The 25,050-nt window shown below is 67.7% G+C and carries 19 protein-coding genes and 1 pseudogene; 10 read left to right on the top strand and 10 right to left on the bottom strand.

From position 1 onward, the window contains the following. Nucleotides 1-84: 84 nt before the first annotated feature. Nucleotides 85-843, top strand: a complete 759-nt coding sequence (locus tag MKK70_RS09110) for a hypothetical protein (RefSeq protein WP_243947078.1) — start codon at nt 85-87, stop codon at nt 841-843. A 215-nt stretch (nt 844-1,058) separates the two neighbouring features. Continuing rightward, nucleotides 1,059-2,594, top strand: a complete 1,536-nt coding sequence (locus tag MKK70_RS30835; protein WP_243947080.1) for an HNH endonuclease signature motif containing protein — start codon at nt 1,059-1,061, stop codon at nt 2,592-2,594. A gap of 349 nt (nt 2,595-2,943) precedes the next feature. Here MKK70_RS30835 and MKK70_RS09120 read toward each other — a convergent pair whose 3' ends face one another. Together MKK70_RS09120 and MKK70_RS09125 are read right to left on the bottom strand one after the other, a co-directional pair. Next, a complete protein-coding gene (locus MKK70_RS09120; protein ID WP_243947082.1) occupies nt 2,944-4,689 on the bottom strand; it encodes a recombinase family protein in 1,746 nt (581 codons plus the stop codon). A gap of 42 nt (nt 4,690-4,731) precedes the next feature. Continuing rightward, nucleotides 4,732-5,385: pseudogene (locus MKK70_RS09125) on the bottom strand (magnesium chelatase domain-containing protein); the annotation flags it as partial. Nucleotides 5,386-5,510: 125 nt separating this feature from the next. On the opposite strand from MKK70_RS09125, the gene MKK70_RS09130 reads away from it, so the two are divergent. Beyond that, complete coding sequence (locus tag MKK70_RS09130) at nt 5,511-5,771, top strand: PepSY domain-containing protein (RefSeq protein ID WP_147729719.1); 261 nt, start codon at nt 5,511-5,513, stop codon at nt 5,769-5,771. Nucleotides 5,772-6,072: 301 nt separating this feature from the next. Further along, a complete protein-coding gene (locus MKK70_RS09135; protein ID WP_243947084.1) occupies nt 6,073-7,491 on the top strand; it encodes a TadE/TadG family type IV pilus assembly protein in 1,419 nt (472 codons plus the stop codon). A 136-nt stretch (nt 7,492-7,627) separates the two neighbouring features. On the opposite strand, the gene MKK70_RS09140 is transcribed toward MKK70_RS09135, so the two are convergent. Then, nucleotides 7,628-8,719 (bottom strand): threonine aldolase family protein, encoded by a 1,092-nt coding sequence (locus MKK70_RS09140; RefSeq protein WP_243947116.1) that lies wholly within the window; start codon nt 8,717-8,719, stop codon nt 7,628-7,630. A gap of 114 nt (nt 8,720-8,833) precedes the next feature. On the opposite strand from MKK70_RS09140, the gene MKK70_RS09145 reads away from it, so the two are divergent. Both MKK70_RS09145 and MKK70_RS09150 read left to right on the top strand, forming a co-directional pair. Beyond that, a complete protein-coding gene (locus MKK70_RS09145) occupies nt 8,834-11,791 on the top strand; it encodes an FAD-binding and (Fe-S)-binding domain-containing protein (protein WP_243947086.1) in 2,958 nt (985 codons plus the stop codon). A gap of 56 nt (nt 11,792-11,847) precedes the next feature. After that, the gene (locus MKK70_RS09150; RefSeq protein ID WP_147726689.1) at nt 11,848-12,549 is read left to right on the top strand and encodes a GntR family transcriptional regulator; all 702 of its coding nucleotides are present in this window, start codon (nt 11,848-11,850) and stop codon (nt 12,547-12,549) included. A gap of 4 nt (nt 12,550-12,553) precedes the next feature. Here MKK70_RS09150 and MKK70_RS09155 read toward each other — a convergent pair whose 3' ends face one another. After that, on the bottom strand, nt 12,554-13,480 hold the full coding sequence (locus MKK70_RS09155) for a class I SAM-dependent methyltransferase (protein WP_243947089.1): 927 nt from the start codon (nt 13,478-13,480) through the stop codon (nt 12,554-12,556). Between the two features lie 157 nt (nt 13,481-13,637). After that, nucleotides 13,638-14,294, bottom strand: coding sequence for a GntR family transcriptional regulator (locus tag MKK70_RS09160; protein ID WP_147843307.1), 657 nt, complete (start codon nt 14,292-14,294; stop codon nt 13,638-13,640). 160 nt (nt 14,295-14,454) lie between these two features. On the opposite strand from MKK70_RS09160, the gene dctP reads away from it, so the two are divergent. The 3 genes from dctP (at nt 14,455) to MKK70_RS09175 (ending at nt 17,634) form a co-directional block, all read left to right on the top strand. Then, nucleotides 14,455-15,477, top strand: coding sequence for a TRAP transporter substrate-binding protein DctP (gene dctP / locus MKK70_RS09165; protein ID WP_243947091.1), 1,023 nt, complete (start codon nt 14,455-14,457; stop codon nt 15,475-15,477). Between the two features lie 112 nt (nt 15,478-15,589). Next, nucleotides 15,590-16,285 carry a TRAP transporter small permease gene (locus tag MKK70_RS09170; RefSeq protein ID WP_243947093.1) on the top strand — a complete coding sequence of 232 codons (696 nt, stop codon included), beginning with the start codon at nt 15,590-15,592 and terminating at the stop codon, nt 16,283-16,285. Further along, nucleotides 16,282-17,634 carry a TRAP transporter large permease gene (locus tag MKK70_RS09175; protein ID WP_243947095.1) on the top strand — a complete coding sequence of 451 codons (1,353 nt, stop codon included), beginning with the start codon at nt 16,282-16,284 and terminating at the stop codon, nt 17,632-17,634. Before MKK70_RS09170 ends, MKK70_RS09175 begins: the two co-directional genes overlap by 4 nt. Before the next feature lie 274 nt (nt 17,635-17,908). Here the strand turns inward: MKK70_RS09175 and MKK70_RS09185 are convergent, their stop codons facing one another. The 5 genes from MKK70_RS09185 to MKK70_RS09205 form a co-directional block, all read right to left on the bottom strand. Next, nucleotides 17,909-18,718, bottom strand: coding sequence for an enoyl-CoA hydratase/isomerase family protein (locus tag MKK70_RS09185; RefSeq protein ID WP_243937584.1), 810 nt, complete (start codon nt 18,716-18,718; stop codon nt 17,909-17,911). 21 nt (nt 18,719-18,739) lie between these two features. After that, nucleotides 18,740-19,960, bottom strand: a complete 1,221-nt coding sequence (locus MKK70_RS09190) for a CaiB/BaiF CoA transferase family protein (RefSeq protein WP_243947097.1) — start codon at nt 19,958-19,960, stop codon at nt 18,740-18,742. Between the two features lie 10 nt (nt 19,961-19,970). Continuing rightward, nucleotides 19,971-21,263: an MFS transporter gene (locus tag MKK70_RS09195; protein WP_243947099.1), complete on the bottom strand. Its 1,293-nt coding sequence runs from the start codon at nt 21,261-21,263 to the stop codon at nt 19,971-19,973. A 418-nt stretch (nt 21,264-21,681) separates the two neighbouring features. Beyond that, nucleotides 21,682-22,935 carry an MFS transporter gene (locus tag MKK70_RS09200; RefSeq protein WP_147728409.1) on the bottom strand — a complete coding sequence of 418 codons (1,254 nt, stop codon included), beginning with the start codon at nt 22,933-22,935 and terminating at the stop codon, nt 21,682-21,684. A gap of 399 nt (nt 22,936-23,334) precedes the next feature. Further along, nucleotides 23,335-23,598: a hypothetical protein gene (locus MKK70_RS09205; RefSeq protein ID WP_243947101.1), complete on the bottom strand. Its 264-nt coding sequence runs from the start codon at nt 23,596-23,598 to the stop codon at nt 23,335-23,337. A gap of 445 nt (nt 23,599-24,043) precedes the next feature. On the opposite strand from MKK70_RS09205, the gene MKK70_RS09210 reads away from it, so the two are divergent. After that, nucleotides 24,044-25,030 (top strand): L,D-transpeptidase, encoded by a 987-nt coding sequence (locus tag MKK70_RS09210; RefSeq protein ID WP_243947103.1) that lies wholly within the window; start codon nt 24,044-24,046, stop codon nt 25,028-25,030. Nucleotides 25,031-25,050: the final 20 nt, after the last annotated feature.

The following is a 25,050-nucleotide window of genomic DNA, read 5'->3' on the forward strand; positions in this document are numbered from 1 at the left end:
CTTCGTTGACGCCTTCAAAACGGTCCGTCCCTGAGCAATCGTCGAACGGCCTGCTAGGCTCTCAGCGTTGCAAGGGAGCGAATCGTGGGATTGTTCGGACGTAGAGCTCAGCAGCTGACTAAACCCGCTTGGGAGGTAACCAACAACCTGCGCGAAGCCGAGAGCAGGTACGTTGAGATACTCCGGCGCGAGATCAGCAACCTCATCGTCGAGTTCGACCCGGAACTGATGGTTCGCTCTTACCAGAAGGCTTGGACCTGGGAGCAAGAAACGGCCTTGAACCCGGATCGGCTGCGGGCCGACGAAGCGGCGCTCGTGGCCAAGCTCCCGATGTTCGAGGATTTCGACCTGATCGGGACCCGACACTTCGTGCCCTACCCCGAGGGTCGGCGCTCGTTGACCGACGACGACCTGGTCGAGCGCTACCTCGAACTCTCACGCATGTTGGTGTTCATGAGGAACCGCCTGCAACCCGATGTCGCCCGCCGGCGTCCGCTGCATGACGAGCGGGAGCACAAATTGCTTCTGGACACGATGGGTCGACTGAAGGACCGCCACTTCCGAAACCGCATCGCCGAGGCGTGGCAACTTTGCTACGCCTACCGACAGGGCTTCGATGCTGGCAAGGGAGACCCCTTCGCCGCTACGCGTGAAACCTTTGCGGACGCCGAGGTCGAGGTGTTCTCTCTACCCTTTAACCTCACACCTGACATCGAGACCGGCATCGTGTTTAAGAAAACCGATGAGTACGGGGTATACGCGTACTTCGTGCATGACGACGGTCGGAAGAGCGAGTCCTACTATCGGACGGACCAGCAGTTTGCGAGGCGGGATCGGGTTTGACACTGATCGTGCAAGTTGCGCGGCCGCGGGACGTAGGATTTTCTGAGCACGCTGATCGGCCCAGCTGATGGAACGCTCGTCAACGTTCATCGAACGTCGCCGACCGCACGATTCTTTAGCCGCCAGAAGCTGCCCTCATGCCGGCATAGGGCCTATCTTAGCGAGTGCTCCGATGGCATTGGAGTGTTCGATCCTTATCCGTGTGGGTTCGATCCGTGAAACGCCCGAAGCCAACTGCTCCTACCAAGCTCAAGGACGAGCTAAACGAATTCGAAGCCGCAGCGCTCGTTGGCCTATCACCTAGGCTGCTGAAGTGGTTAGCCAGCTATGCGCCAAAGCAGGGCGCTGAGCGAAAGCTGAAAGTTCGTAAAGATGGCGGGCGATTATTCGTAAACGAGGACGATCTAATCGAATTTAATGACTGGCTAAATTTGCCTTGGCCGTCGAAGGCTGGCGCCAGACCTCCAATTCCCTCAGGCATAATTCGTGAAATCAAAGAGGAGGCAAGCGGAGAATGTGCGATTTGCCTAAAGAATGGCAATTCGTGCGAGGCTGCGCATATAGACCCTGTCGCTAGATCTAAAAATAATCATCCGGGGAATTTGATTTGGCTCTGCGCAAATCACCACACCAAGTTCGACCATGGTGGATACGGACCAGAAAAAGAGGCAAAGAGTTTTGTAAAAGAATTTAAGTCTACTATTACTTATTATCGTCGTGGCCTCTGGCAGCTACAGGCGCAGGTTACTGGCCGCCTCTACACAATGCTCAAAGCATGTGACAGCTTGAATAAGCAATTAGCCGCGGCGAAGACGCCGGAGCAAGTTGCGGCCGTCGAAGGTCTCGCGACTAAGGCGATCCATCAAGTTGGAAAGATGGCGCCAAGCTCTAAAGAGGACCCTGACTACGCCGCCTATGAGGCAATGCAGCCAAAATTTAAGGCTTTGGCTGCCAGTGCAATGGCCCCGAGGAACTTCAAAGCTACACTGAAGATTGCCAGCGAGGTTAAGGCAGAGTTCGCCCAACGTGCTGGCTACGAAAACTGTCCTCTTTGTAAGGGCACCGGCGAACACAAGCATCAAGACTGCCCCGCTTGTGGTGGCGATGGCGAACTGACGACCCGCCAGATCAGCAACCTCGATCTCGACCGCTTCACAGATGTGGCTTGCCCACTATGCAGAGGCAAAGGGGCCTTCAGAGGAGGTGATTGCCCAGCTTGTAACGGCGATGGCGAAATGGAGAGCCGCTACGCTGAACAGGTCGACCCCAGTGAATGGGACGAGGTCTCTTGCGAACTCTGCAATGGATCTGGTGTTCGAAACGGATCGAGTTGCCCGGCATGCGGCGGCAACGGAACGCTGGATCGACGTCAGCGTGATCAGGTCGACCTTCGAGACTTCGAATCAGTCAAGTGTCCGCTCTGCGAGGGCGACGGCACATTTTTCGGTGCAGATTGCCCCGTATGCCAAGGCGATGGGGAAATGGAACGCCGTTTCGCAAACGAGGTCGACACCAGTCAGTATGAAAGCCAGACCTGTCCGATCTGCAAAGGGTCGGGCGAATGGTGCGATAGGCCGTGCCGTGCCTGCGGTGGTGAAGGCAGCTTAGATCGTAGGTTCGCAGACCAGATCGACCGGAGCGACTACACCTTCGTCACATGCCCCACGTGCAGAAACGGCGACAGCGAGTTTTGCAGGACCTGCGGCGGAGAAGGTCAAATCCCACGTTTCATAGCGAACGAGATCGATTGAGGCTCGTTCGTGCTGGCTCTCCGGTAGCAAGCGCATACAAGCGTGCAGAGGCGCACAGAAGGTCCCTACGGAAATCCCTTCAGCGCGGCGCCCACGGGCGCTAAGTGCTGGCGTCTTCGGCAGGACTTGAACCTGCGACCTTGCGTTTAGGAAAACCAAGGTTGGCGTTGTTTCGCCGGCGGTTTTGAGCGGCAACGCGCGGGTTCCAAGCTTTGGAGATTCAACCGAAATTAACCATCACGGCCTGCTAGCCCTTGGCAATCGCGTGACCCCAGCGAACGACAAATTAACCGTACGCAGGTCCCTGGTCTTGCACGGTCGGTCCCTTTGAACTCGACCCAATTCAGGCTCACATCAGGGGCGCTGCGATCACGTCCTCCTCGTCGGGGAGGGTCTGTCGCTCGGCTTCTCGCCTGACCCTTGCCCGCCGAATGAACTCCGCCAACAGCCTGTCCTGCCGTTCCAGCACCTCCGGTTCGAGCGCCAACTGGGCCATGTCGAGCAGGTCGTCGGGGTTATCCGAAAACAGCAGGACCGGGACCTCGGCAGCCACGGCCACCTTCCCGAACATGCGGTAGCCCTTGTAGGTCGCGGTGATCCGGTCGGGCTCGAACACCACCTTCTTGACCGTGCCCCGGATTTGCTGGGCCAATCGCGTCCGGAGGTCGGCACGCTCGTCGGGGCTGGCATCAGCAAGGCGGGCCCGCAGGTCCTGGATCAATGCCCGCCGGCGCTCGCCTGATGGCTCGTGGGCGCCCATGACGGCTTGGCGCTTCGTTTCGCTCAGCTCCGTCTCGGTGGCCTTGATCTCCGCGCTGATCTCGATGGCCCGCTCAAGATACCCGCTTACCCCGGCCTCCACCGCGCCGCGGATGTTGGCCAGGTTCGTGTTCAGCGCCTCTACCTTGGCCTCAAGGTCGGCAACGGTCAGCCTCCTTGCTGCCGGCTCCTCGTTGGCCTTGGCCAGCACCTTGTCGAGGTCGAGCCTCACGGTCGATCCGAGCATCTGGTTTTCGGCCCAATCGATCCGCCAGTTTCGAGTGTTATTGCAGGCCCCACGGCCCGCCTCGGCACATGTCAGGTAGGCAGCGCCCTTCGGAGGCACGCCCTTGTTGATCCGCTTCATCTTCCCGCCGCAGGAGCAAAAGGCCAAGCCGCGGAATAGGTTCGCTACACCCGTGGTCTCGTGCTTTCCCGCAGCACCAGTTCGGCTTGCCTTGGTGGCATTTGCCTGGATGAACTCGCCCTCGTCCACGGCGGCCGGGTAGTAGTCTCGGATCGGTGAGCCTACGGGATGGCGTTCCCCCTGCTCGTCCCGACGATACGATTGCATCTCGCCGAGGACGGCCCGATTCTGCAGCACCTTCTGGATGTAGGAGGCATGCCATGCTTTCCCGCCATCGAAGGTCGGAACCATGGCCTGGTTGAGCCTCGTTGCAATCCGACGCTTGCCGTAGCCTCTGAGAGTATCGGAAAAGATGCGACGGACGATGTCACGCCCCGAAGGTAGCCCGCCCTGACCGGGCTTGAACTCGATCCTGCGCGTCCCGTCTTCATCGACAACGCGGAGCCAGCCAGGCACCCGAGCCGTGATCACCTGAGTCGAGGCGTTGCCGCGCTTCTTCATCCAGGACTTCGCGAGCCGGATGGCCTTGGTCTTCGACTCCTCGTGGGCTCGCATCATGACCATGAGCGACCCGAACAGGGCGAAGGGCTCGGCCTCGATCCGCTCCCTGGAATAGACCTGCCGGTCGATCAGTGTGACGACGTTGATGCCCGCCTTCAGCAGCTTGTTGAACTCCTCCAGGACGTCGAGGGCGCTCTCGCGGCTGAAGCGGTCAAGGCTCTCGATGACCAGGTACGATCCCCGCGCGATCTGGCCCTCCTCGACGAGCTTCAGAAACTTGCCGAGTGCTCCCCGCGTCCGGTTGAGGCCCCTATAGGCACTGATGCCGAGGTCCGTGAGGCTCTCGTCAATGACGAGACCCTTCTCCGCAGCCCATTCCTGGGCAGCCTCCGTTTGCCGGCGGAGGCTGTCGCCCCGCATCTGCTCGGGGCGGGAGAACCGGATATAGCTGTAAGCCTTGGCTGCCATGATCCAGACCCTACGGGCCAGGCTCTAAAGAGGCAATGAAATGGGCCACAACCTCAAGAGGTTGTGGCCGCCGGCGGCCGCGATCTCCAGCGCGCGCTTGGCGCCCTCCTGGCCCTTGATGTCGCGGAGGTCCGGCAGGGGCGCCCCGGGAGCGGCGACCGCCGGCACCGGCCGGGCCATCACCTGCGTGCCCTTGAAGTGGTTGGCGAGCTGGATGAGCGAGCGCGGCGCCAGCACGTCGAGGTCGCCGCCGGCCCAGGCCGCCTCGGGCCCGGTTGCGGCCGGGCAGATCAGCCCGAGCCCGCGCGCGGCCGCCGCCATCGCCGCCGGCAGCACGCCGTTGACCGCGGTGATCGTGCCGTCGAGCGCCAGCTCGCCCAGCACGCAGTAGCCGGCGAGCGCGTCGGCCGGCAGCGCGCCGATCGCCGCCATCACGCCCAGCGCGATCGGCAGGTCGTAGTGCGAGCCCTCCTTGGGCAGATCCGCGGGGGCGAGGTTCACGGTGATGCGCTTGGCCGGCATCGCCAGCCCCGAGGCGATCAGCGCGCCGCGCACGCGCTCGCGCGATTCGCCCACCGCCTTGTCGGCGAGGCCGACCACGGTGAAGTTCACCGCGCCGGGGATGATCTGCACCTGGACGTCGACGGCACGCGCCTCGATGCCCTCGAAGGCGACGGTGGCGACGCGGGTGACCATGACGTGAGGAGCCTTCGGCTTACGGGAAAGTAAGCCTAGGCGGCGCCTATGAGCCTGACAACCTCAGGAACCGGCTCCTCGCGCGGCTGTTCTCCGCCGGTCGACAACCACGAAGGGAAACCGCCATGCGCCCGACCTCCACCGTCCTCGCCCTCGTCCTCGCCGCCGGCCTGTCCGGTGCGGCGCGGGCCGACGAGAAGCTGCCGCCGGACCAGCAGGCCAAGGTCGAGGCGATGCTGAAGCAGGAAGGCTTCACCCAGTGGAAGGAGATCGAGCTGGACGACGGCATGATCGAGGTCGACGATGCCGTCGACGGCTCCGGCAAGCAGTTCGACCTGAAGCTCGATCCGAAGACCCTCGCCATCGTCAAGCGCAAGGCCGAGTAGCTCAGGGACGATGCGGGCGCCGTGCGGCCCTGCCGACCGGCGCCCACCCTGCCAGGAGTCGAAATCCGACGCTTGGTACCTGTAGCCAAACCTCCGAGAAGATTGGCAACCGGACCCTGGCCGTTTGCCCCGAAGCGGACGTTTTGCCTTCAATCCAAGCCTGCCGTCGAGGTGTAGGCGAGGTTCGGGACTGGGCACGTCGCAGAGACCGAGGCGCTGAAGACCAAGAGCCAATGCATCTTTAACGTGTGTGTGCTGCTGTGTGAGCGTTCGGGGGAACTCGCTCGCAAACGGTACCTGAATGGCTCGGCAAAGCCGCACCCACGCGTACCGTGTCCCCTACTGGCAGCGCGCGCTGCAGACCTGGCAACGCTTCCATGCGGATCGCCGCGGTGCAGTCGCTCTGATCTTCGCGTTGACCAGCGTGGTCCTCCTTGGCTTGGTTGGCGGCGGCATCAATTACAGCCGCATAGCCTATCGCCGTAGCCAATTGCAGAGCGCCGTCGACAATGCCACGCTCGCGGCAGGTAATGCCCTGAAGCTCGCGCCATCGAATTCGACTGCGGTGGCCAGCATCGTTCAGCGGATCATCGTCGAAAATGCACCCTCCCCGCCTGATCGGCCCCTGACCGTGCAGGTGTCGGTCACCAGTGACAAGACCGGCGTCCCAGCCAGTGCGACCGACAATTTCAAACTCACCTTCGGAGCCTTCGTCGGCGTGAAGGTGGTGCCGATCACAGCCCGCTCGACCGCGACGGTCATGGGCAAGATGCGCCTGTGCCTGCTCACCCTCGATCCCGCTGCTACGGGTAGCCTGCATCTGGAGAAGAACGCGAACCTGTCGGCGACGTCTTGCTCCCTTTATGCCAACTCCAAAGATGCCAAGGCGATCCAGGGTGACGACAACGCCATCGCCAAGGCTGACAGGATCTGCAGCGTCGGTGGATCGAGCACAGCCCGCGCCAACTTCGCGCCGCCTGTGACCACGGGTTGCCCTGCGATCAACGATCCTTTGGCCAGCATCGTGACCGCACCGCCTCCCGGGGGCTGCGTGACGGTGAGTTCGGCGGCCGGCCCTGGCCCAGGAAAGGGACCGGGAGGACCAGCAGCCGGCAACGTTGCGGTGACGGCCAGCACGACGCTTGATCCCGGCACGTATTGCGGCGGCCTGCACATCACCGGAACGGCCAAGGTCACGCTCAACCCGGGCGTCTACATCATCAAGGACGGTCCGCTGATCGTGGATCAGCAAGCCAGCATGTCGGGTCAGAATGTCGGGTTCTATTTCATGGGCGACGCCGCTGGTCTGCGGTTCGATGCCAACACCACGATCAGCCTGTCGGCACCGGTGAGCGGCCCCCTGGCGGGCTTCCTGATGACAGAGCAGCCAAGCGTGTCCGCGCCGGTTCCACCACCACCGGGCCCGAAAGGCTCACCCCCGCCCCCGCCATCTCCCCCCTCGAAGCCGCTGCGCGAGTACCGTATCATCAGCAACAATGCCCGCACGATGCTGGGCACGATCTACCTGCCAGCCGGTCGGCTCATCATCGACGGCAGCGCGGCCGTGAGCGATCAGTCGGCCTACACGGTCATCGCCGTGCAGCTCCTCGACCTCTACGACGGTCCAACACTGTATCTGAACGCGAACTACGACGCGACGAGCGTGCCGGTGCCCAAGGGTGTCGGGCCCGTCAACGGCAAGGTCGTACTTACACAATAGAACACAGGCCGGCGGAGATCTATCCAACCCGACCGTAGGCCTTTGCCTCGTCGACAGTCGCAAGCGACCTTTCTGATGTTTGCAAAGGGTCGAATGCGGACCCTCGATGTGGGTATCACCCGTCAGGGTTCGACCATCAACGAACGCCCCCCCGGCGCTCGGCAAACGAAAACGCCGTCGCACGGATCACCTCGGCGGCCCGCTCGGCGCCGGCGCGGTCGACGTCGAGATGGGTCGTGACCCGGATCTGGCTGCCGATGGCGCGGATGCGGACGTCGTGCGCGAGGCAGGCTTCGGCGAAGTCCGAGGCGGTGACGCCGAGGCCGGCGACGCCGAAGCACAGGATGTTCGATTGCCCGGCCGTCGGGTCGAAATGCAGGCCGGGCACGTCGGCGATTGCCGCGTGGATCAGCCGGATATGCGCGTTGTCGGTCTTCAGCTGATCGACGTGGTGGTCGAGCGCGTAGAGGCCGGCGGCCGCGATCACGCCGGATTGGCGCATGGCGCCGCCGAGGCGGTACTTCCAGCGCCACGCCTCGACGACGAAGTCGCGGGAGCCGCACAGCACCGCGCCGACCGGGCAGCCGAGACCCTTGCTGAGGTCGAGCCAGACGCTGTCGAACCCCTCGGCGTAGTCCTTCGCCGGGATGCCGGTGGCGGCCACCGCATTGAGGAGACGGGCGCCGTCGATATGCGCCTTGAGGCCATGCGCGCGGGCGATGTCGCGGATCGCCCGCATGTCGGCCAGCTCCCAGACCGAGCCTCCGGAGAAGCTGGTGGTCTGCTCGATGGAGACGAGGGCGCTGCGCGGCGCGGTGCGCGCCGGCGGACGGATCGCGGCCCGGAACGCCTCGGGCGTGTAGACGCCTGCCGGCGTCGGGAGCGCCCTCACCGAGACACCGCCGATCGCGGCCGAGCCGGCGGCCTCCGTGTTATAGATGTGCGACTGGTCGTCGACCACGATCTCGTCGCCGGCTCGGGTCTGCACCAGGATCGAGACCAGGTTGCACATCGTGCCGGAGGGCATGAACACGCCGTCCTCCTGGCCGAGCAGCGCCGCGACCCGGTCGCAGAGCTCGCGCGTCGTCGGGTCGGAATCCGACTGCTCGTCGCCCACCACCGCGCGCGCCATCGCCTCCCGCATGCCCGGCGTCGGCCGCGTCTGGGTGTCGCTGTAGAGATCGATCGTCACGGGAAGGCTTGCCTCTGGGCGGGGTTGCGGCGCCATAGTGCCATGGCCGAGCGGGATCGCGAAGGCGATGCGCGCCATCTTTCCCTAAAAATGAATTTTGAATACATTTAGGAGAGGCGGCCGCGTTCGGTCGCACGGAGGGCCGAGCAGGTGGCGGTTGGAACGGCGCCCCAGGGTGCACGACAGGGCGCACGCGTCGCGGGGCGGAACGGAGCGGGTCTTGCGCGGCGTCTCGCCGAGGCGTTGCAGGGCGAGGCCCGGTTCGACGCCTTCACGCGCGGACGCTACGCGACGGATGCCTCGATCTACCAGATCATGCCGGCCGGCGTGGTGCTGCCGCGGAGCGCGGCCGACATCGCCGCGACCCTGACGATCGCCGCCGAGCACGGGGTGCCCGTGATCATGCGCGGCGGCGGCACCTCGCAGAACGGGCAGCCGATCGGCTCCGGGCTGGTCGTCGACTGCTCCCGCCACTTCAACGGCATCCGCGACTACGACGCCGAGGCCGGCACCGTCACCGTCGAGCCGGGGATGGTGCTGGAGCGCCTGAACACCCGCGTGAAGGCCGACGGCTGGTTCTTCCCGGTCGAGCCCTCGACGGCGACCCGCTGCACCATCGGCGGCATGGCCGGCAACAATTCCTGCGGCGCCCGCTCGCTGCGCTTCGGCAAGATGAGCGACAACGTGCTCGCCATGGAGGCGCTGTTCCACGATGCGGAGGCCTTCGGCTTCGGGCTGACCGGCAACGCGTCCGACGGCGTCACCGGCTCGGCCCGCGCGGAAGACCTCGCGCGCAAGATGATCGCGCTTGCCGAATCGGAGCGCCAGGAAATTCGAGACAAATACCCGAAGGTCCAGCGCCGGGTCGGCGGCTACAACCTCGATGCGCTGATCGAGGCGCGGCCGAACCTCGCCCACCTGCTGGTCGGCTCCGAGGGCACCCTGGCGGCGACCACCGCGGTGACGCTGAAGCTCTCGCGGCTGCCGGCGCACCGGGTGATGGGGGTGTGCCACTTCCCGTCGTTCCGCGCCGCGATGGAGACCACGCGGCACATCGTCGACCTCGACCCCGTGGCGGTGGAGCTCGTCGACAACAACGTGCTGGTGCTGGGCGCCGACATCCCGCTGTTTCGCGCGACGCTCGCCGACATCACCCGCGGCACGCCGAACTGCCTTCTGCTCGCGGAGTTCGCCGGCGAGGATCTCGCCGGGCTGAAGCGCGACCTGAAGCGCCTCGACGCCTGCATGGCCGACCACGGCTTCCCCGACGCGGTGGTCGAGATCCACGAGCCGTCGCGCCAGAAGTCCGTATGGGAGGTGCGCGAGGCCTGCCTCAACATCATGATGTCGATGAAGGGCGACGCGAAGCCGGTCTCGTTCATCGAGGATTGCGCGGTGCCGCTCGAGCACCTCGCCGACTACACCGACGCCGTCACCGACGTGTTCACCAAGCACGGCACGCGGGGCACCTGGTACGCCCACGCCTCGGTCGGCTGCCTGCACGTCCGCCCGATCCTCGACATGAAGCTGGGCGGCGACGTCGCCAAGATGCGCGCCATCGCGGAGGAGACCTCCGAGCTGGTGCGCCGCTACAAGGGCTCGTATTCCGGCGAGCACGGCGACGGCATCTCGCGCTCGGAATACATCGCGCCCCTGTTCGGGCCGCGCCTCGCCCGCGCCTTCGACACGGTGAAGGACGCGTTCGACCCGGAGAACCGCCTGAACCCGGGCAAGATCGTGCGCCCGCTCAGGATGGACGACCACACGCTGATGCGGTTCGCGCCGGACTACCGGGTGAGCGAGCCGCAGGCGACGGCGCTCGACTGGCCCGAGGCCGGCGGCTTCGGCGGCGCCGTCGAGATGTGCAACAACAACGGCACCTGCCGGAAACTCGCCGGCGGGGCGATGTGCCCGTCCTACCGCGTCACGCGCGAGGAGCAGCACCTGACCCGCGGCCGGGCGAACTCCCTGCGGCTGGCGATCTCGGGCCAGCTCGGCAAGGACGCGTTCACGTCGCCCGAGATGAAGCGCACGATGGACCTCTGCGTCTCGTGCAAGGCCTGCCGCCGCGAATGTCCGACCGGCGTCGACATGGCGCGGATGAAGGTCGAGTTCCTGCACCACTACCACGCCCGCCACGGCCTGCCGCTGAAGGACCGGCTGATCGGCGCGATGCCGCACTACGCCGGCATCGCCGCCCGGCTCGCGCCGCTGCTCAACCTGCGCGACCGGGTGCCGGCGCTGGCGCGGATCTCCGAGCAGGTCGCCGGCCTCTCCGCCCGGCGCTCGCTGCCGCGCTGGCGCAGGCCCTGGAAGGAGACCGGCGAGCCGGCCCATCCGCAGGACGTGGTGGGCGAGCACCGCGACGTGATCCTGTTCGGCGACACCTTCAACCGCGCCTTCGAGCGCGAGAACCTGGAGGCGGCCGAGCGGGTGCTCGTCGCCGCCGGCTATCGGCTGCACCGCGTCTTTCCCGCCAAGGGCAAACGCCCGCTCTGCTGCGGGCGGACGTGGCTCGCCTCGGGCCAGACCGACCGGGCGCGGGCCGAGGCGCGACGGACGCTCGACGCGCTCCTGCCCTTCGTCAGGGCCGGCGCCCGCGTCGTCGGCCTCGAACCGTCCTGCCTGCTCACCTTCCGCGACGAGTTCGTCGCCCTGCTGCCCGGGCCGGACGCGAACCTGCTGGCCAAGCAGAGCCTGCTGATCGAGGAGCTGCTCGCCGCCGACCTCAAGGCCGGCCTGATCGCGCCGGACTTCGCCGACCAGGGGGGCCGCGTCGCGCATCTGCACGGCCATTGCCACCAGAAGTCCTTCGGCGCGATGGGCGCGGTGGAGAGCGTGCTGCGCAGCGTGCCCGGGCTCGACGTGCGCCCGATCGAATCGAGCTGCTGCGGCATGGCCGGCGCCTTCGGCTACGGCGCCGAGACCATCGACACCTCGCTGGCGATGGCCGAGCTGTCGCTGTTTCCGGCCTTGCGCAAGGCCGGCCCCGGCGATCTCGTGGTCGCGGACGGCACCAGCTGCCGCCACCAGATCCACGACGGGCTCGGGTTGGAGGCAGAACATGTGATCAGGATCCTGGACCGAGCCCTGATGCCTCGACACTGATTTCGGAGGCGCCTAAACAGGGGCGCCTCCTGCTCGCCCGCGATTGCATCGAACGCATGAACAAGATCGATCCCGGCCTCGGCATCAATCGACGTTATCTTCACGACGAGGTGGCGGACCGGATCCGGGCGCTGATTCAATCCGGGGAGATGGAGCCCAAGGCGCGCGTCAACGAGGGCGAGCTCACCGAACGCTTCGGCATTTCGCGCACGCCGCTTCGCGAGGCGATCAAGATCCTGGCCACCGAAGGCCACCTCGAGCTGCTGCCCAATCGCGGGGCGCGGGTCGCCAGCATCTCCCAGGTGGAGATCGAGGAGATGATGGAGGTCATCGCCGGCCTCGAGGCGACGGCCGCCGACCTCGCCTGCCGCACCGTCACCGAGGACGAGATCGCCGCGATCCAGGCGGATCACGACGCGATGGTCGGGATGTGGAAGGCCTCCGACGAGGCCGGCTACTTCCGCCTCAACCGCCAGATCCACGAGGCGATCATGGCCGCGAGCCGCAACGCGACGCTGGCGGGGATCTATCGCAGCCTGTCGGGCCGCATCCAGCGCTCGCGCTACTCCGCGCACCAGACGCCCGAGCAGTGGACCCGGGCGATCGAGGAGCACGACCGCATGGTGCAGCTTCTGCGGGCCCGCGACGGCACCGCGCTCTCCCAGCTGATGCGCGAGCACATCCGCGGCAAGAAGCCGGTGATCGCCGCCAATTTCGGCGAGGCCTCCGCCGACCTGCCAGCGGACGCCGCCGACTGAGGCTTTAGTCGGCGTCCGTCATCTCGAACCAGAACGAGGCGCCCGGCAGGCCGGTGTCGTTCGGGTAGTGGAACGGGATGTCCGGGCCGCCGGCGGGCGCCGCGAACACCCGTTTCACCCGCTCGCCGAAGCCGGCATCCTGGCAGAGATAGGTGATCGGCGCCGTGACCTTGAACGGCGGCCGTCCGCACATCAGCATCGCGGCGAGCAGGTATTGCTCGTTGTAGAGCCGGTAGTTCCATGCGGTCGGGTAGTCGTCGGGGATGAAGATGTCGTGGATGTGCACGATCACGCCCGGGGCCAGCCGCGGCAGGATCTCGAAGAAGAACACCACCACGTCGGAGTTGGCGAAGGCCCGGTGCGACCCGTCGAAGAACAGCACGTCGCCGGCCTGCAGCGCGTCGAAGACCGCGAGGTCGCAGACCTCGAGCGGCTGGCGGATCACCCGGTCGCAGATCTGGTCGATGTGCCGGCGCGGGTTGGGATCGATCGAGGTCATCCGCGTCGGCAGCGACAGGGCCTCGACGGCGTAGCGGGCGAAGCAGGTCGAGGTGCCCGAACCGATCTCGACGTAGCGCGCCGGCCGTTTCCAGGCGAGGAAGGTGACGAGGGCCGCCGCATCGAGCGCCGTGAACCAGGTGTTGTTCCAGCACGGCGCGATCGGGTTGGCGATGTCGGGCGCGTGGGCGACCCCGTGGATCAGCGCCGCGTGGTCCTCCAGCGCCGACACGAAGCGCTCGTAATCCGGGCGGCCCTGGTCGAGCGCCGTTCGCAGGCGGCTGTGCGGAAGGGTCTGCGGCTGCCAGCGCGCCTGCGGGGCGACCGGATAGTAATCGTGGACGGTGTGGCTCCACCGGAACGGATCGGTGCTCGCCCGGAAGATGTCGAGACCCGCCTTCCGGCCCGCGGTCTTCACCAAGTGCTTGAGCATCGACGACTCCGACCCGCACGCCCCAGGACGAAGGATCGTACCATCAAAAACAATCTGTGGTTGAGTTGTTCTGCGTAGACGCCCGCTCCGATCGCAATCGCGGTAAATGCAATTCCCGCTGCCCGCCCGAGCCGGATGGTTCCGTCCGGTCGGTGGCTCAGGCGGCGTTGCCGAGGGAGCGCAGGCCGGCGACCAGGTCTGAGAAGCGGTCGCCCTGCACCACCACGTGCGTCCGCAGCCGTTCGGCGGCCGCCGCGTCGTCGCCGCCGACGATCGCCGCGACGATGCTGTCATGCTCCGCCAGCGACTGACCGAGCCGATGCCGCGTCCGAAGCTGCAGGCGGCGATAGGGCGCGAGCCGCCGGCTAAGCAGGCGCGCCTGCTCGGCGAGGAAGGCGTTGCCGCAGGCGCCGTAGACCACCGCGTGGAAGACGTGGTTCTCCGCGTAGTAGCCTTCGGTGTCGCCGGCCGCGGCGGCGGTCTCGCAGGCCGCGAGCGCCGCCTTCAGCGCAGCCTCGTGGTCCGGCGTCAGGCGCCGGGCCGCGAAGCGGCCGCAGGCCGCCTCCAGCTCGGCCATGGTCTCGAACATCGCCAGCAGGAGCTGCGGCTCCGGCGCGCTGACGATGGTGCCCTTGCGCGGCTTGGTCTCGACGAGCCCGGTGACCGCCAGTTGCAGCAGCGCCTCGCGGATCGGCGTCCGGGACACCCCGAACCGCTCGGCGAGAACCACCTCGTCGAGGCGCGCGCCGACGGCCAAGCGGCCGGCCACGATCTCGTCCTCGATGGTCTGCCGCAGGCGCTGTGCCTGGCTCATCGCCGAACCCCTCCCGGGCGCAACGTTTTCTCTCCGCTCATTATGCAGGGGCGTTGACAAAATATACAAGAGCCCCTTCAATGTATACCAAGCGTTGCATCCCGTATATTGTGCGGCGCAAAACAATACAGTCGCGATTGTGCGACGCGGGAGAAACATCATGATGCCGACCCGACGCGCCCTCCTCGCCGGCGGCCTCGCCGCGCCGGCCCTGCTGCGCTTCGGCCTCGGCGCGGCCCAGGCCGCGACCGTGCTGAAGCTCTCGCATCAGTTCCCGGGCGGCACCATTGACGAAGGCGACTTCCGCGACCGCATGTGCCGGAAGCTCGCGAAGGCCGTCGGCGAGCGCTCGAAGGGCGCGCTGGAGGTGCAGGTCTATCCCGGCTCGTCGCTGATGAAGACCAACGCCCAGTTCGGCGCGATGCGCAAAGGCGCGCTCGACATGTCGCTCTACCCGTCGCCCTACGCCGGCGGCGAGATCCCCGAGCTGAACATCGGTCTGATGCCGGGGCTGGTGACCTCCTACGCGCAGGGCGTCGCCTGGAAGGCGGCGCCGGTCGGCCGCAAGCTCACCGAGATCCTCGACGCCAAGGGCATCATCCTCGTCTCCTGGGTCTGGCAGGCGGGCGGCGTCGCCAGCCGCGAGCGCCCGCTCTACGCGCCGGCCGACGCCAAGGGCCTCAAGGTCCGCGGCGGCTCGCGCGAGATGGACCTGATGATGAAGCAGGCGGGGGCGGCCACCCTCTCGATCCCGTCGAGCGAATCCTACGCCGCGATGCAGACCGGCGCGTGCGACGCGGTCATCACCTCCTCCACCAGCCTGATCTCGTTCCGCCTCGATGAGCTGTCGAAGGCGCTCACCTCCGGCCGCGAGCGCTCGTACTGGTTCATGCTCGAGCCGATCATGATGTCGAAGTCGATCTTCAGCGGCCTGCCGAAGGACCAGCAGGACCTGATCATGACCGTCGGCGCCGAGCTCGAATCCTTCGGCCAGGACGGCGCCAAGGCCGACGACACCCATGTCGAGCAGGTCTTCGCGAAGGCCGGCGCCAAGGTGCAGAACCTCGACGAGAAGACCATGGGGCAGTGGCGCGACATCGCCCGCGACACGGCGTGGAAGGACTACGCCTCCAAGAACGCGCAGTGCGCCGAGCTCCTCAAGCTCGCGGAGCAGGTCGCATGAGCGCGAGGCAAGCGCAGTCCTGGCCATCCGGCCAACGGCCGGCAAGCGCGAATGCGCGCCGCGGCCGGTGCCGCGGAACGCTCCCGAGGCGTCGGCATCGGGAGCACACACGATGAGCCACGCCTTCGACGCGGCCTCGGCCGCCTCCGAGACGAAGGCGGTCGCCGAGCCCCGGATCCCCGGCGCGCTCGGCGTCATGGATCGCGCGATGAAGCGCCTGAACGGGGTGATCATGGTGCTCGGCGGGCTGGCGCTCGTCGGCGCCTGCCTCGTGCTGAGCTACAGCGTGGTGATCCGCTACGTCCTGCACGAGCCGACCGATTGGCAGGACGAGATGGCCGTGTTCCTGATCGTCGGCGCGACCTTCTTCTCGGCCGCCGCGGTCCAGGCCAAGCGCGGCCACGTGGCGATCGAGGCGCTGACCGGGTTCCTGTCGCCCAAGGTCAACCGCGCCCGCCTGCTCATGGCCGACGTGATCAGCTTCGTCTTCGTGGTGTTCTTCGCGTGGAAGAGCTGGACGCTGTTCCACGAGGCCTGGGTCGACGGGCAGGTCTCGCAATCGAGCTGGGGCCCGCCGCTCGCCATCCCCTACGCGCTGATGGCCGTCGGCATGAGCCTGCTCGGCATCCAGTTCGCCGTGCAGATCGTCCAGGCCCTGACCTACGGCCCGAACTCCGCCGGCTGGGTCGCGCCGAAGATCGGCGTCGGCGCCGACCTGAACAAGGACATGCACGGGCGGCCCGACGCGACGCCGCGCGGCACCGACCCGATGGGCGACACCGTCGACACCGCGAGGATCACCCGATGAGCACCGCCGCGATCGGCTTCCTCTATGCCGGAGCCACCCTCTCGGCGATGCTGGCCGGCATCCCCATCGCCTTCGCGCTCGGCTTCGTCGCGCTGGCGTTCATGTTCTTCTTCATGCCGTCGGCCTCGCTCGATACCGTGGCGCAGAACGTCTACGAGGAGATGGCCTCGATCACCCTGCTCTCGATCCCGCTCTTCATCCTGAAGGGCGCCGCGATCGGGCGCTCGAAGGCGGGGCAGGACCTGTACTCGGCGATGCATGCCTGGATGCACCGCATCCCCGGGGGGCTCGGCATCGCCAACGTCTTCGCCTGCGCGCTGTTCGCCGCCATGGCGGGGTCCTCGCCCGCGACCTGCTCGGCGATCGGCTCGGCCGGCATCCCGGAGATGCGCAAGCGCGGCTACTCGCCGGGCTTCGCCGCCGGCATCATCGCGGCCGGCGGCACGCTCGGCATCCTGCTGCCGCCGTCGATCACCATGATCCTCTACGCGGTGGCCGCCGAGCAGTCGCTCGGGCGCCTGTTCCTCGCCGGCATCGGGCCGGGGCTGCTGCTGGTGGGGCTGTTCGCGGCGTGGGCGATGTTCCGCTTCCGCGCCGAGTACGCCACCGCGAAGGCCGCCTACGAGCGGGGCGGCGTCCAGTCGCCGATCCTCGCCGAGGACACCTACAGCATGCGCCAGCGGTTCGAGACGCTGCCGCGGGTGCTGCCCTTCGTGGTGCTGCTCACCGGCGTGATGGTCGCGCTCTACGGCGGCTACGCGACGCCCTCCGAGACCGCGGGCCTCGGCGGCCTCCTGGCGCTCGGCCTGATCGCGGCGATCTACGGCGTCTGGCGCCCGCGGGACGTCAGCCCGATCCTCACCGCGACCCTGCGCGAATCGACCATGCTGATGCTGATCATCGGCATGTCGCTGCTCTACGCCTACGTGATGAGCTACCTGCACATCTCGCAGTCGGCCGCCGCCGCGATCGTGGCGATGCAGCTCTCGCCCTGGGTGCTGCTGGCGACGATCCTCGGGCTGGTGATCGGGCTCGGCTTCTTCCTGCCGCCAGTCTCGATCATCCTGATGACGGCGCCGATCATCCTGCCGCCGCTTAAGGCCGCGGGCTTCGACCTCGTCTGGTTCGGCGTGGTGATGACGATCACCATGGAGATGGGCCTGATCCACCCGCCGGTGGGGCTCAACATCTTCGTCATCAAGAACATCGCCCCCGACATCCCGCTCTCGGACATCATCTGGGGCACGCTCCCCTTCGTGGTGCTGATGGCGGTCGCGATCCTGATCCTGTGCCTCGTGCCGGGCATCGCCCTGTGGCTGCCGGACCTGCTGCTGCCGTCCACGCGGTAGCGCGGCCCTTCTCCCCTCTCCCCGCACGCGGGGAGAGGCCCGCAGGCACCTCGTCGTGCCTGCGGGAAGCGGAGGCGAAGCCGTAGCGAGGGTGAGGGGGTGGGGACGAACGAAGCTCCTTCGTCGAAGCCCCCTCACCTTCGGCTGCCGCCGCGCCGCGCCGACGACGAGGTCGTCGCGGCCCTCTCCCCGCAGGCGGAGCGAGGGGATGTGCGGCGAACGGGCGACCCAATGCGGATCGAGCGAGGTTCGATCGCCCGTGCGGGAAAGCGGATCAGCGCCCCTGCCAGTCCGGCGTGCGCTTGGCGAGGAACGCCTCCATGCCCTCGCGAAAGTCGCGGCTCATGTAGCAGCTGAGGATCAGGTCGTCGCCGGGCTGCGGCTCGCCCTCGGGGGCGGCGGCCTCCTCGGCGAGCCGGCGCAGGCCTTCCTTGGTGGCCTGCATCGTCAGCGGGGCGTGGCCGGTCAGGAGCGTCGCCAGCTCCGTCGCGCGCGCGGCCAGGGCGGCGGCATCGGCCACCACCTCGCCGACGAGGCCGATGGCGAGCGCCTCCTCGGCGCCGACGAGGCGGGCGGTGAAGATGATGTCCTTGACCCGCGCCGGGCCGATCAGGTCCGACAGGCGCTTGAGGTTGCCCTGCGACAGGCAGTTGCCGAGCGTGCGGGCGATCGGGAAGCCGAAGCGGGCGTCGCGCGTGGCGATGCGCAGGTCGCAGGCGGCGGCGATCGCCGCCCCGCCGCCGGTGCAGGCGCCCGCGATCGCCGCGATGGTCGGCACCCGCATCCGCTCCAGCGTGCCGAGCACCCGGTCCATGAAGCGCTCGTAGCCGAGCGCGTCCTCGGCGGTCTCGAAGCTGCGGAACTGGGCGATGTCGGTGCCGGCGGCGAATGCCTTCTCGCCGGCGCCGGTGATCACCAGCGCCTTGACCGAGGCGTCCTCCTGAATCCGCAGGCACTGCGTGACCAGGCCCTCGTACATCGCGAAGGTCAGCGCGTTGCGGGCGTGGGGCCGGTTGAGGACGATGCGGGCGATCGCGCCGTCCTGGGAGACCAGCAGCTCATCGGTCGGGGCGGCGTCGCTCATGGTGGAAAACCTCTCCAATCGTCACGCCGTCGTCTCGCCCACGACGCCCGCCGCGATCAAGCCGTCGATCGCCGCCGCGTCGTAGCCGGCCCCGCGCAGGATCGCGCGCGAGTGCTCGCCGAAGAGCGGTGCCGGGCCGTGGACCTTGCCCGGCGTCGCCGAAAACTTCACCGGCAGCCCGAGCGTCGTCATCGTCCCGGCGCGGGGATGATCGACCGGGACCACCATCTCGCGGGCCAGCGTGTGCGGGTCGCAGTGCATCTGGTTGACGTCGAGCACCGGCCCGGCCGGCACGCCGCCCGCCTCCAGGCGCGCGAGCCAGGCCTCGGAGGTGGCGCTGCGGAAGAACGGCGCCAGCGCCTCGGCGAGGGCGATCCGATGCTCCATGCGGCCGGCATTGAGGGCGAAGCGCGGGTCAGCGGCGAGTTCCGCGGCGCCGAGCACGTCGAGCAGGCGCAGCCAGTTGGTCTGGTTGGCCGCACCGATGGTGATCCAGCCGTCTTCGGTCTCGAACGCCTCGTAGGGGGCATTCAGCGGATGGGCCGAGCCCATCGGCCCCGGCGCGATCCCGGTCGCCATGGCGATCGCCGACTGCCAGTAGGTCAAGGTGATGCCGGCCTCGAACAGCGAGGTGTCGACCACCTGGCCGAGGCCGGTCTTGAGCCGGTGCGTGTAGGCGGCGAGCACCCCCATCGCCGCGAGGATGCCGGCGGTGATGTCGGTGACCGGCGGCCCGCACTTCATCGGCGGCTCGCCCGGCCCGGCGCCGGTGACGCTCATCAGCCCGCTCATCCCCTGCGCGACGAGATCGAACCCGGCGCGCTCGGCGTAGGGGCCGGAGCGGCCGAAGCCGGAGAGCGAGCAGTAGACCAGGGCGGGGTAGCGTTCGCGCAGGGCCTCGTAGCTCAAGCCCAGCTTCTCCATCGTGCCGGCGCGGTAGTTCTCGATCAGCACGTCGGCATCGGCGAGCAGGCGGTGCAGCACCGCCTTGCCGGCCTCGCTCTTAAGGTCGAGGGCGAGGCCGCGCTTGCCGCGGTTCATCATCATGTAGGCGGCGCTCTCGCCCTCGATCGCGGGCGGCACCGAGCGGCGGGTGTCGTCCCCGCCCGGGATCTTCTCGACCTTGATCACCTCGGCGCCCATGTCGCCAAGCATCAGGCCGCAGACCGGGCCCGCCATGATGTGGGCGAGCTCGACCACCTTGACGCCCGCGAGCGGGCCTTCGCGTCGGGTCTCCGTCATCGGCATCCTCTCAGCGTGCCGGATGGGTCGCCCCCGGCGGGACGAGACCGGCCTCGGCCGGCTCCACGAAGGGCCGCTCGGGATGCATGGTGAAGGCGGTGGCCGCGCCGAGCAGGCACAGGCCGATCGAGCCCGCGAACGGCAGCGTCCAGTCGCCGGTCGCGTCGACGATGAGCCCGAACACGATCGGCGAGACGATCGCCGCCACCGCCGACCCGGTGTTCATCAGCCCGCTCGCGGTGCCGGCGAACTTCGGCGCGATGTCCATCGGCACCGACCAGATCGGCCCGATCACCAGCTCGGCGAAGAAGAAGCCCGAGGACAGCAGCAGCGCGACGTAGGTGAGGTCGCGGGTGAAGAACACGCCGGTCAGGCTCGCTGCCGCGCCGAGAAAGCCGATCACGACGATCGAGAGGCGCGCGAGCTTGAGGTTGCCGGTCTTCTCGAAGATCCGGTCGGAGAGCACGCCGCCCAGCGTGTCGCCGACGACGCCGGCGAAGAACACGCCCGAGGCGAACAGCGCCGAGTTCTTCAGGTCGAGGCCGTAGCTCTGCTTAAAGAAGCTCGGCAGCCAGCCGAGGAACAGCCACAGGGTCCAGCCGTAGCAGAAATAGGTGATCGTGACGGGCAGGATGCGCCTGGTCAGCGCGCCCCACGGCACCGACTGCTTGGCGCCGACCTTGCGCGGGGGCGGCAGCTGGTCGAGCTCGGCTCGGGTGATCGACTTGTGGTCGGACGGGTCGTCGCGAAAGTACAGGTACCAGACCACGACCCAGACGAAGCTGATCGCGCCGAGGATGACGAAGCTCGAGCGCCAGCCGAAATGGTAGATCAGGAAGGCGACGATCGGCGGCGCGACCGCGTTGCCGAGCCGTGCGAAGGCGTGGGTGATGCCCTGCGCGAAGCCGCGCCGTCCGGGCGCGGTCCAGTTCTGCATGGCGCGGGTGGCGGTCGGGAAGGTCGCGCCCTCGCCGAAGCCCAGCAGCACGCGGGCGAGGAACAGGCTGACGAGGCCGCCGACGAACCCGGTGAGGATCGTCGCCGTGGCCCAGATCAGGCCGCAGACCAGCAGCGTGCGCCGCGCGCCGAACTTGTCGCCGACCGAGCCGCCGATCACCTGGAAGATCGCGTAGGGGTAGGCGAAGGCCGAGAGGATCAGGCCGAACTGGGTGTTCGACATGCCGAGATCCTTGATGATCACGGCGCCCGCGGTGGCGATGTTCACGCGGTCGAGATAGGTGATGAAGTACATTAGGCAGAGCAGGAACAGCACGCTGTTCGTGGCGCTCAGGCGCTTGATCATGGCGTCGATCCTCCGGCAGGATTTTTGTCGCAGCCGCCTTGTGGCGGTCCTCGCCGGCACCCTGGCCTCGCGACCGGATGCGACGTTTCGCATTACGTATTCAGTACGCTCGGCCGATGCTGGAGTGCAACCGTCGGTGACAAAGACCTGGTTTTTTCCGCAGGCGCAATCCACCGCGACGGCGGCCGATGGCGGCGTCGGGGTGGCTCGGGCAGCGCGAGTGAGGCGGGGGCGGGTCGATCGCACCCGTGGCGTGCCGAGCACGGCACCGGACTGCGCGTCCCTCGCGCCGGGCTGAGGCAGCGAACGCGACGGTCGCGTCTCGCCGTCCCCGCTCGCCCTTCTCGCCGTCGGCTGGGGGCGAAACGAAAAACGGGGGCCGAAGCCCCCGTGCTAATCCGTGACGATGGTGGAGGGTTCAGGCCGTGGCGGCGCGCATGCCGTCGTTCGCGGCCGGGGTGGCCGACGGATCGAGCACCTTGCCGCGCGGGCCGACCCAGGTGCCGACCCACTTGCGCTGCCACAGGAACAGGCAGCCGAGCACGATCCCGGCGAAGACGGCGTAGACGACGAAGCCGGTGGCGAAGGCGCCGGTATACTGCTTCGAGAAGCCCATGACGTTCGGCAGGATCGCGCCGCCGAGCGCCCCGATCTCGCCGATCATCGAGCCTGACACTGCGGTGTTGGTGGGGTAGCGCAGCGGCACGAGCTGGAACAGCGCACCGTTGCCGGCGCCGAGCGCGGCGAAGCAGAGCATGAACAGGATCGTGGTCGCGGCCAGCGACGGCGTCGCGGTCAGCGCCAGGAACGAGGCGATCGAGGCGAGCAGGACGACCGAGAGCACGGCGATGCCGCCGAGGCGGTCGGCGAAGTAGCCGCCGAGGATGCGGATGCCCGAGCCCATGAAGGCGGCGAGCATGGTGAGACGGCCGGCCTCGACCTTGGTCACCGCGAACTGCTCGTAGAAGAACGTCGGCAGGAAGTTCGACAGGCCGATGAAGCCGCCGAAGGTGATGACGTAGATCAGCGAGAAGGCCCAGCCGTCCTTGGTGAACAGGCACGAGATGTGGTCCTTGAAGGACTGGTGCTCGAGATCCGGGGGCTCCTTGGCGAGGACGATCATCACGATGAGCGGGATCGCCATGACGCAGCCGGCAAAGCCGTAGACCGCTTGCCAGCCGTAGGCCTGGGCGAGCGGCGGCGCGAACAGCACGGCGAGCACGGTGCCGGAATTTCCGGCGCCGGCGATGCCCATCGCGAGCCCCTTGTGCTCCGGCGGGAACCAGCCCGAGCCGAGCGACAGGGCTACGCCGAACGAGGCGCCGGCGATGCCGAGCAGCACGCCCATGGCGAGCACGTCGTTGTAGCTGGAGATGAAGAAGAACCCGTAGGCCATCGCCAGCATGATGACGCTCATCTCGGTGATGGCGGCGTTCTTCCGGCCGATGTACTGGGCGAGCACCCCGAGCGGGAAGCGCATGATCGCGCCGGCGAGGATCGGCAGCGAGATCATGAACCCGGTCTGGGCCGGGGAGAGCTTGTAGGTCTCGGTGATGAACGGCCCCATGGCGCCGTTGAGGACCCAGATCGCGAAGCAGAAGTCGAAGTAGAGGAAGGCGGCGAACAGCGTCGGGGGATGTCCCGACTTCATCACGGTCTTGAAGGAGGCCATCGTGGGTGCTCGTCTTGATCGGGCGGGCGCTCGGGCGCAGCCGCTCATGCCGGAGGAACCGGACTCACACCGTCCGCATTGCGAGGCTTCGTTGCCCAGCGTGCCGCGCATGGCGCAGCGCACCACCCCAAGCAGCAACCGTGCCAGACGCGGACGCGACGCCGGATGCCCCGGCCTGACGAACCGGCGCTCCGGAGGGTCGGACCTTCGGGGTGCAATGGGCCCGGCGACGGGACGGGATGCGGCCGTCCCGCGAGCACCCGGTGCCGGGTTTCAGGGCAACGATGCCTGGGCAGGATGCGATCGCCGGAATCCGCCCAATCCACGGGCATCCCGTGCGGGTGCATGGCCCACGGATCAACCGATCACGTCTCCGAGATCGGATGCCGGATCGCAGCCTCAATGGCAGGTGGTGATGGCCTTCACGATCCAGCCCTGCTCGGGCTGCCACAACTTGCGGCGGGCACGCGTGCAATCCGGCGGCGCGGTCCCCGCCGTCCAGGCGGCCTTCGGCTCGGACGCGTCCGGCTCGACGGTCTGGACCGGGCGCGGGCGCTCCGGACGCTTCGCGGCGTCCCGGGCGACGGCCGGGATCGCGACGACGCAGGCGAGCGCCAGGAGCGACGCCGCGAGGCGCGCGCGCAAGTTCGAAGCGGATGACACGGGTCGATGTCCGAAGATGGTGTGATCTGCGATACTGTTGGCGCCAAGAGGGGCGACAAATCAATCGCGTCTCCGCAACTTGTCCCCGCTCTGCCGGGAACGATCGGGCATGGTAAAGGGCGGGTGCCGACGGGCGCCCGGATGCTGCGATCCAGCTCTCGCCTCCCGTTCCGGCCACGCACCGGCTCTGCACTGCAGATCTCGCGACCCGGCAGATTCTCGATAGACGAGCGCGCGCTCGGCGCCGACCGTTGCAAGGAATCGACGGCACGCGATGAAACGGCGTCCGGGACGCTGCGGAGGATGACGCGACGGGCCGGGACTTGCTAAGCCTTGGATCGTCACCACCGGATCGCGGCCGCCGCTGCACGACCGCGTGACTCAAGGTTCCGTGCCGGCCCCGCGCCGACCCGGGGACCTCGGATCAAGGACGTTTCGAACCGCCATGTCGAATACCCTGCGAAGCCTTCTGCTCGTCGGCGCGATGACCAGCCTCGCGAGCCTGTCCGCGACCGCGCCCGGTCACGCCCAGGGACGGGGCACCCTCGCCTCGAGCGCCATCGACGGCGTCGGCGACGACGACCGCCTGTTCCAGGACCAGACCGGCGCGCTCTACCGCCTCCGCGCCGGCCGCTACGAGCCCTATGCCGGCCGCGTCGAGTTCGGCCGCGCCGTTCCCGATCGCGCCGCGACGTCCGAGCGCCGCCTCGCCCCCGAGCGCCAGCAGCTCGCCGAGCGCCCGCCCGAGACGCTGTCCGAGAGCCCGGCCGACGCGCCCGCCGCGCCGCTCACCGTCGGGCCGAAGCCCGGCGCCAACCAGCTCTCCCCGGCCATGGCCGCCGCGATCAACCGGCCGATCGACAACGGCCCGATCAGCTACGACAAGGCCTATGCCGCGATCGCCGACGATGCGTTCCCGGTGGCGGCGTTCAACTGGAAGAAGACCAACCCGGCGTTCCTGCGCCAGGAGATCGCCTATACCGGGCCCTACGAGCCCGGCACGATCATCGTCGACCCGCGGGCGCACCAGCTCACCCTCGTCCAGGCCGACGGCCGGGCGCGGCGCTACGGCGTCGGCGTGGGCAAGCAGGGCTTCTCGTGGTCGGGCACCGCCACGGTGAACCTGAAGCAGGCCTGGCCCGACTGGTACCCGCCCAAGGAGATGATCGCCCGGACGCCGCACCTCGCCCGCGAGGTCGACACGCTGCCGAGCGGCGTCGGCGTCCCCGGCGGCAACCGCAACCCGCTCGGCGCCCGGGCCATGTACCTGTGGCAGGGCAACAAGGACACGCTGTTCCGCATCCACGGCACCCTCGACCCGAACTCGATCGGCAAGAGCGTCTCGTCGGGCTGCATCCGCATGATCAATCAGGATGCGATCGACCTGTTCAGCCGCGTCAACGTCGGCACCAAGGTCGTCGTCCTGAACTGATCGGGTAAACGACCGCGCCG

It is taken from the genome of Methylobacterium sp. E-041 (genome assembly GCF_022829665.1).
In the GTDB taxonomy this organism is placed as follows: Bacteria; Pseudomonadota; Alphaproteobacteria; order Rhizobiales; family Beijerinckiaceae; genus Methylobacterium.

What these genes read in the sequence shown, in the direction of transcription:
- MKK70_RS09195 (WP_243947099.1), bottom strand. Translation starts at nt 21,263, where the DNA reads ATGATCAAGCGCCTGAGCGCCACGAACAGCGTGCTGTTCCTGCTCTGC.
- MKK70_RS09210 (WP_243947103.1), top strand. Translation starts at nt 24,044, where the DNA reads ATGTCGAATACCCTGCGAAGCCTTCTGCTCGTCGGCGCGATGACCAGC.
- MKK70_RS09160 (WP_147843307.1), bottom strand. Translation starts at nt 14,294, where the DNA reads ATGAGCCAGGCACAGCGCCTGCGGCAGACCATCGAGGACGAGATCGTG.
- MKK70_RS09175 (WP_243947095.1), top strand. Translation starts at nt 16,282, where the DNA reads ATGAGCACCGCCGCGATCGGCTTCCTCTATGCCGGAGCCACCCTCTCG.
- MKK70_RS09155 (WP_243947089.1), bottom strand. Translation starts at nt 13,480, where the DNA reads ATGCTCAAGCACTTGGTGAAGACCGCGGGCCGGAAGGCGGGTCTCGAC.
- dctP (WP_243947091.1), top strand. Translation starts at nt 14,455, where the DNA reads ATGATGCCGACCCGACGCGCCCTCCTCGCCGGCGGCCTCGCCGCGCCG.
- MKK70_RS09135 (WP_243947084.1), top strand. Translation starts at nt 6,073, where the DNA reads ATGGCTCGGCAAAGCCGCACCCACGCGTACCGTGTCCCCTACTGGCAG.
- MKK70_RS09185 (WP_243937584.1), bottom strand. Translation starts at nt 18,718, where the DNA reads ATGAGCGACGCCGCCCCGACCGATGAGCTGCTGGTCTCCCAGGACGGC.
- MKK70_RS09170 (WP_243947093.1), top strand. Translation starts at nt 15,590, where the DNA reads ATGAGCCACGCCTTCGACGCGGCCTCGGCCGCCTCCGAGACGAAGGCG.
- MKK70_RS09130 (WP_147729719.1), top strand. Translation starts at nt 5,511, where the DNA reads ATGCGCCCGACCTCCACCGTCCTCGCCCTCGTCCTCGCCGCCGGCCTG.
- MKK70_RS09140 (WP_243947116.1), bottom strand. Translation starts at nt 8,719, where the DNA reads ATGGCGCCGCAACCCCGCCCAGAGGCAAGCCTTCCCGTGACGATCGAT.
- MKK70_RS09120 (WP_243947082.1), bottom strand. Translation starts at nt 4,689, where the DNA reads ATGGCAGCCAAGGCTTACAGCTATATCCGGTTCTCCCGCCCCGAGCAG.
- MKK70_RS09150 (WP_147726689.1), top strand. Translation starts at nt 11,848, where the DNA reads ATGAACAAGATCGATCCCGGCCTCGGCATCAATCGACGTTATCTTCAC.
- MKK70_RS09200 (WP_147728409.1), bottom strand. Translation starts at nt 22,935, where the DNA reads ATGGCCTCCTTCAAGACCGTGATGAAGTCGGGACATCCCCCGACGCTG.
- MKK70_RS09190 (WP_243947097.1), bottom strand. Translation starts at nt 19,960, where the DNA reads ATGACGGAGACCCGACGCGAAGGCCCGCTCGCGGGCGTCAAGGTGGTC.